The organism is Paraburkholderia sp. BR10936 (assembly GCF_040965735.1).
Taxonomy (GTDB): Bacteria; Pseudomonadota; Gammaproteobacteria; order Burkholderiales; family Burkholderiaceae; genus Paraburkholderia; species Paraburkholderia nodosa_A.
In genome coordinates this window covers 1-453 of sequence record NZ_JBFRCM010000075.1, presented here as the reverse complement: position 1 = coordinate 453, position 453 = coordinate 1, and the positions used below count along the sequence as shown (strand labels likewise).

Annotated in this window: 1 protein-coding gene; it reads left to right on the top strand. The window is 60.5% G+C overall.

What is annotated here, in order from left to right; all coding sequences use genetic code 11:
- Positions 1-453, top strand: a 453-nt coding sequence (locus AB4Y36_RS40475) for a DUF2326 domain-containing protein (protein WP_368685939.1), incomplete at both ends; no start/stop codon positions are given.

Genomic DNA, 453 nt, shown 5'->3' with positions numbered 1-453 from the left:
GGGGAACATCAAGCTCCGGCTGATCGAGGGACTAAGGGGGCGGACATCCCACATTGAGGAGGCGATGCTCCTGATCGGCGGCGCCATTGAGGGACTGTACGACGACAGGACTGGGAAGTTCGAGGTGGAGGCCACCGACAACGGGCCGGAGTTCCGCATATCCATTCAAGGGGACCGGGGGACGGGGATCTCGAACATGGAAATCTTCTGCCTCGACTACGCATTGTTATCAATCTGGACAAATCGCGGACGGGGGCCGGGCTTCCTGATCCATGACAGTAATCTGTTCGACGGCGTCGACGAGCGCCAAATCACGCAGGCGATCAAGCTCGGAAAGGCGGCCGCAGACGCGCATTCCGGGCAGTACATCGTCTGCATGAATTCGGACGTATTCGACGGCTTGGCGCTTGAGTCCGAGATCGACCGGGCACAGGCCGTCCTGAAGCCGACGCT